The sequence below is a fragment of the Synechococcus sp. W55.2 genome, from assembly GCF_047461635.1.
GTDB lineage: Bacteria > Cyanobacteriota > Cyanobacteriia > Thermostichales > Thermostichaceae > Thermostichus.
Genome location: NZ_JANSHM010000104.1, coordinates 1 through 5,080, shown reverse-complemented (window position 1 = coordinate 5,080; position 5,080 = coordinate 1). Strand labels below are relative to the sequence as shown.

The 5,080-nt window shown below is 58.4% G+C and carries 4 protein-coding genes and 1 pseudogene; 3 read left to right on the top strand and 2 right to left on the bottom strand.

Annotated elements, in window-relative coordinates; translation table 11 throughout:
- Both NW828_RS13590 and NW828_RS13585 read right to left on the bottom strand, forming a co-directional pair.
- On the bottom strand, positions 1–1,289 hold a 1,289-nt coding region (locus tag NW828_RS13590), incomplete at its 3' end, for a DUF3084 domain-containing protein (protein WP_414384424.1).
- Positions 1,290–1,394: 105 nt separating this feature from the next.
- Positions 1,395–2,375, bottom strand: a complete 981-nt coding sequence (locus tag NW828_RS13585) for an alpha-ketoacid dehydrogenase subunit beta (RefSeq protein ID WP_414331610.1) — start codon at positions 2,373–2,375, stop codon at positions 1,395–1,397.
- Positions 2,376–2,558: 183 nt separating this feature from the next.
- Between NW828_RS13585 and pdxA the strand changes: the two genes are divergently transcribed.
- The 3 genes and pseudogenes from pdxA to NW828_RS13570 form a co-directional block, all read left to right on the top strand.
- Entirely contained in the window at positions 2,559–3,581 is a 1,023-nt protein-coding gene (pdxA, locus tag NW828_RS13580) for a 4-hydroxythreonine-4-phosphate dehydrogenase PdxA (RefSeq protein ID WP_414384422.1), read from the top strand.
- Between the two features lie 90 nt (positions 3,582–3,671).
- Positions 3,672–4,787 (top strand): aldo/keto reductase, encoded by a 1,116-nt coding sequence (locus NW828_RS13575; protein WP_414384426.1) that lies wholly within the window; start codon positions 3,672–3,674, stop codon positions 4,785–4,787.
- An 87-nt stretch (positions 4,788–4,874) separates the two neighbouring features.
- A pseudogene (locus NW828_RS13570) lies at positions 4,875–5,080 on the top strand (hypothetical protein); the annotation flags it as partial.

Sequence of the window (5,080 nt, the reverse complement as noted above, 5' to 3'; positions counted from 1 at the left end):
GCTGTGTAGATGTCGGTGTCGGCAACTAGCTTCACATCCAGAGGGGTGGTGCTCTGGCGGAGATGCTGCACAACCTCCAGAAACTTGACCTGGGAGAACTCCCCCACAGTGCCGGTGATGGGATCCGAGAGAAGCCCCTCCTCTTGCGAGCGCTGATTGGCCTGGTTCAGCAGCCCCAGCAGTTGCTGTTGGATCTGATTTTCGCTCAAACCCGGTTGAATCACCCCGTGGGCCAGCACGGATCCCTTGGCGAAAATCCGCTGGTTGGGGTAAATCTGCACGAGCACAGGCACAGGCTCCCCCTTGAGCCGGTTGGTAACAGAGAGAATGCGCACCGCCCAGCTACCGGGCTCTTGCAACTTCTCCAAGGCTTGATCGGCATCCTCGCGGCGGATCAAGATCGCGTTTTCCAGAGGGGGCATGGGCTGGGATCCAAGGGCAAGGGCTCGCTGTTCCGCCTGGGCCAAAAGGTGCTCAAACTGCCGCCGGATCGCCTCTGGTTTTGCCCCCCTTGGAGCCTCCACAACCCCCGTTGCCAAAACTTCCCCCGCCAAGATGGCCAGTTCCCCTCGCCGCAGCCGCACCGCCAATTGGTTGAGCTGCTCGATCTCCTGCTCAAGCTGGTTTTTCTGGTTCTCCAGTTGGGTTAAGGCCGCCTGCACCACATCCAGGGAGCGCTCCAGCTGATCCCGATCCAGTTGCAGGGCTTGTTTTTGCGACTCCAGGGTGGCGATCACCTGGCGGGCCGACTCCACCTCTGCCTTCACTGCCTCCAACTCGGCATGGGCTCGATCCAAACTGGGCTGCACCTTGGCCAGTTGCTCGTTGGCTGCCGCCAGCTTGGCTTCCGCCTCCTGCCGCTCCTGCAGCGCCACTGCCAGCTGATCGCGCACTTCGCTCAGGCGGGTTTGGGCTGCCGACTGCTGGGTGCGAAATTGATCCAGATCCACCTTGAGGTGGTCTCGCTCAACCCTGAGAGCGGCATTTTCCGCTTCCAAGAGGGCTTTTTGGCGGTTGAGGGCCCGCAGCTCTTGCTCCGCCTGGGCAATTTGGTTGGTGTAGCTGAACAGGGCCTCCGACAGAGAGCGGTTGAGGAGCAGCAGTGTGCCCAAAGTCAGGGCGGAGATGCTCACGCCGGTCACCACGGCCACCAGAATGGCGGTATGGCGGGGGCGCAGGTTAAACCAGGTAAGGCGCTTTTTGCCAATGCGGTAGCCCACCCGATCCCCAACAACGGCAATCAGGCCACTGACAACCAACATGTAGAGGATCAGCAGTACGCCTTGCATATTCCCGGATCCCTGCCATGGAAATCTTAGCAAGGTTGCCCTGAGGATTTTGCAAGTTGCTGGGAGATAGATTTCGGCGCTGTTTTGTAGGGATTTTTGGGGGTTCTAATCCGCGTAGAGGAGCCGCTCCACCGCCGCCACAATATCTGCAGGTTGCACGATGGTGGCCGCCTCCAGCGTGCCGTTGTAGGGGGTGGGAATGTCCTGCGAAGCCAAACGCATCACCGGCGCATCCAGCTCATCGAACAGTTCTTCCATGATGCGAGCTGTCAGTTCCGCCCCAATGCCACCCGATTTCATGTCTTCCTCAACAATGATCACCCGATGGGTTTTGCGCACCGAAGCGGCAATGGTTCCCATATCTAAAGGTTTCAGCGAGATTAAATCGATCACCTCAGGGTCGATCTCCTGCTGCACCAAAGTGTCCACGGCCTTGAGCACGTGGTAGCGCATGCGGGAGTAGGTGAGCAGAGTAACATCGGAGCCGGATCGGACGATTTCGGCTTTGTCCAGAGGCAAAAGGTATTCCTCTTCTGGCAGATCTTCTTTCAAGTTGTACAGGAGCACATGCTCGAAAAAGAGAACGGGGTTGTCGTCGCGGATGGCGGACTTGAGCAAGCCCTTGGCATTATAGGGAGTTGAACAGGCCACGATCTTAAGCCCGGGCACCGCTTGGAAGTAGGCCTCTAGCCGCTGCGAGTGTTCTGCTCCCAACTGACGACCCACCCCGCCCGGCCCGCGGATGACCATCGGGATCTTGAAATTGCCCCCGGAAGTGTAGCGCAGCATACCGGCATTGTTGGCAATTTGGTTGAAGGCCAGCAGCAGAAAGCCCATGTTCATCCCTTCCACCACCGGGCGCAAGCCGGTCATGGCTGCCCCGATGGCCAGGCCGGTGAAGCTGTTCTCGCAAATGGGGGTATCCAGCAGGCGCATCTCCCCGTACTTGCGATACAGGTCTTTGGTGACTTTGTAGGAGCCGCCGTAATGGCCGACATCCTCTCCCAAAACAAATACGTTGGGATCCCGGGCCATTTCTTCGTCGAGGGCAGCACGCAAGGCGTTGTAAAGGAATGTCTCGGCCATAGAGGTTCAATATCGCTAAACCCTCATTAAACCATTTTGCCGGCATGGATCCCCTTGCAGCTGACTTGATAGGCTGAGCTCAGAATTCTTGCTCAAAGGGATGGCGACCTTCCCCACAGCTTTCCTCAGCACTCTCTTTCCCCTGGAACATGGGGATCGTCCGTCTTCTCAAGAAAAGACACCATGAGCATTCCACGGCCCAAACTGGCGCTGACCTTGGGGGATCCCGCGGGAATTGGGCCGGAAATTGTGCTCAAGGCGCTGGCGGATCCTGAGGTGCAGTCTTGCGCCCACATCACGGTTGTAGGGGATCGGCAGGTTCTAGAAGCCACCTATCGCCTGCTGAGAGATCGGTCGCCGGCTCCATTGGCCCATCCGGCAGGGATCCCGATGCTGGAATGCGACACAGGCTTTCGGTTACAGCCTGGCTGTATTGGTCAAGGGGATGCTGACAGTGGTGGGGTCAGTTTTGTTTACCTGAAAACGGCAGTCGAACAGACGCTGCGGGGCGAGTTTCAGGGGATCGTGACAGCGCCCATCGCCAAGTATCTCTGGCATCGAGCCGGCCATCGGTTCCCTGGTCAAACAGAAGTTTTGGCCCAGCTGAGTCGGTCTGAGCACTACGGGATGATGTTTGTTGCCCGTTCCCCCCACAGCGGTTGGCAGATGCGGGTTTTGCTGGCCACCACCCATATTCCCCTCGGCCAAGTGCCCACCGTGCTGACTCCAGAGCGGGTGCGGACAAAGCTGAATGTGCTGGTGGGATCCCTGCGCCACACCTTTGGGATCCGGGATCCTGTGATCGCAGTAGCCGGCCTGAATCCCCATGCCGGCGAACAGGGGCAACTGGGATCGGAGGAAAAAGAATGGCTGACCGAGCTGCTGCGCACCTATGCCCACGCCCAAATTTGGGGGCCGCTTTCCCCCGACACCATGTGGCTGGCTCCCGCGCAAGCCTGGCATGGCCAGGGATCCCCAACTGTGGCAGATGCCTACTTGGCTCTCTATCATGATCAAGGTTTGATCCCGGTGAAGATGCTGGCTTTTGACCGGGCAGTCAACCTGACAATTGGGTTGCCTTTTGTTCGCACCTCTCCCGATCATGGCACCGCCTTCGACATTGCCGGCCAAGGGGTGGCCCGATGCGAGAGCCTCAAGCAGGCGATCCTGCTGGCGGCAGAACTGCTGGGCAAAAACCCCTCCTGAGGGAAACCATGCCTGTGCCCGGCCATCTGAAGCTGTCTCCCGCCTCTGGGGGGTGATTTGATGGGAGTTGCTGGCATCACCTCAGCCGCAATGCTCTACCGTCGCTTTGGGCGCACCCAACAGCTGGTCTCGGTTTTTTCTCTGGGCAGCATGCGCTTGGTCAATGTGCCCAGGGATCAAGCTCAGGCAACCGTTGAGACAGCCCTAGCCGCAGGGATCAACCACATCGAAACGGCTCAGGCTTATGGCCATGCCGAGGTGCTCTTGGGCGAGATTTTGCAAACCCTGCCCTTTTCACGCCATCAGTTGATTCTGACCAGCAAACTCACTCCCACAGATGGGTTGCGAGAGCGGCTTCAGGGATCCCTGCGCCGTCTGCGGGTGGATTACCTGGATCAATTTGCCTTTCATGGCATCAACTTGCCGGAACATCTGGAGTGGGTGCTGCAGAAAGGGTTGCCGATTCTCCAGCAGCTCCAGCAGGAAGGCTGGGTGCGCTACATTGGTTTTTCCACCCATGGATCCCTGGAGTTAATTTTGCAGGCCATCCAGACAGGATGCTTTGACTTTGTTAATTTGCACCATCACTTTTTCCAACAGCGCAATGCACCGGCCCTAGAAGCGGCTGCCCAGCAAGATATGGGCGTGTTCATCATTTCTCCTGCCGATAAAGGGGGAATGCTCTATCGCCCGCCCCAACACCTGCAGGAGTGCTGTGCACCTTTCAGCCCCTTGGAGTTTGCCTATCGTTTTTTGCTGGCGGATCCCCGTGTTCACACCCTCAGCCTGGGCATCACTCATCCTGAGGAGCTACAGGTGGCCTTGTCGGCTTTACAGGATCCCGACCGTTGGTGGGTGGATGGCCCTCAGATTCAGGAGCGGTTGCGCCAAGCCGAGCAGGAACGCTTGGGATCCAGCCGCTGCACCCAGTGCTACGCCTGCCTGCCCTGCCCAGAAGGGATCCACATTCCCGAAGTGCTGCGTTTGCGCAACTTGGCCATTGCCCACGAAATGACGGAGTTTGCTCGGTACCGCTACAACATGTTCGGCCAAGCTGGGCATTGGTTTCCGGGGTCACTTGCCGACCGCTGTACCGAATGCGGTGACTGCTTACCCCGCTGCCCAGAACATCTGCCTATCCCGGAGTTGCTGGCCGAAGCCCACCAGTTGCTGCATCGCTCTCCAATCCGGCGGCTCTGGGAATGACCATTCCCCCTATCCTGTTTGGCTGAGCTTAACTCCACTTATAATCGGATGGAGTTTATCGATTGCATCACAAGGCGAGGCATCGGAGTGAATAGTCAGAGCCAAGACCGCTTAGACCGGGTGGAACAACTGCTGGCTTGGACGGCTGAACAGACTGCTGCCAACAGCCGAGAAATCCGGGAGCTCTGCCAATCCATCCAGGAGCTGCGTCAGTCCATCCAAGAAAGCCGCACCCAGTCTGCCGAGGGAACGCCGCCCGTCTGCGGGAAATCGAGGAGCTGCGTCAGTCCATC

What these genes read in the sequence shown, in the direction of transcription:
- pdxA (WP_414384422.1), top strand. Translation starts at nt 2,559, where the DNA reads ATGAGCATTCCACGGCCCAAACTGGCGCTGACCTTGGGGGATCCCGCG.
- NW828_RS13575 (WP_414384426.1), top strand. Translation starts at nt 3,672, where the DNA reads ATGCTCTACCGTCGCTTTGGGCGCACCCAACAGCTGGTCTCGGTTTTT.
- NW828_RS13585 (WP_414331610.1), bottom strand. Translation starts at nt 2,375, where the DNA reads ATGGCCGAGACATTCCTTTACAACGCCTTGCGTGCTGCCCTCGACGAA.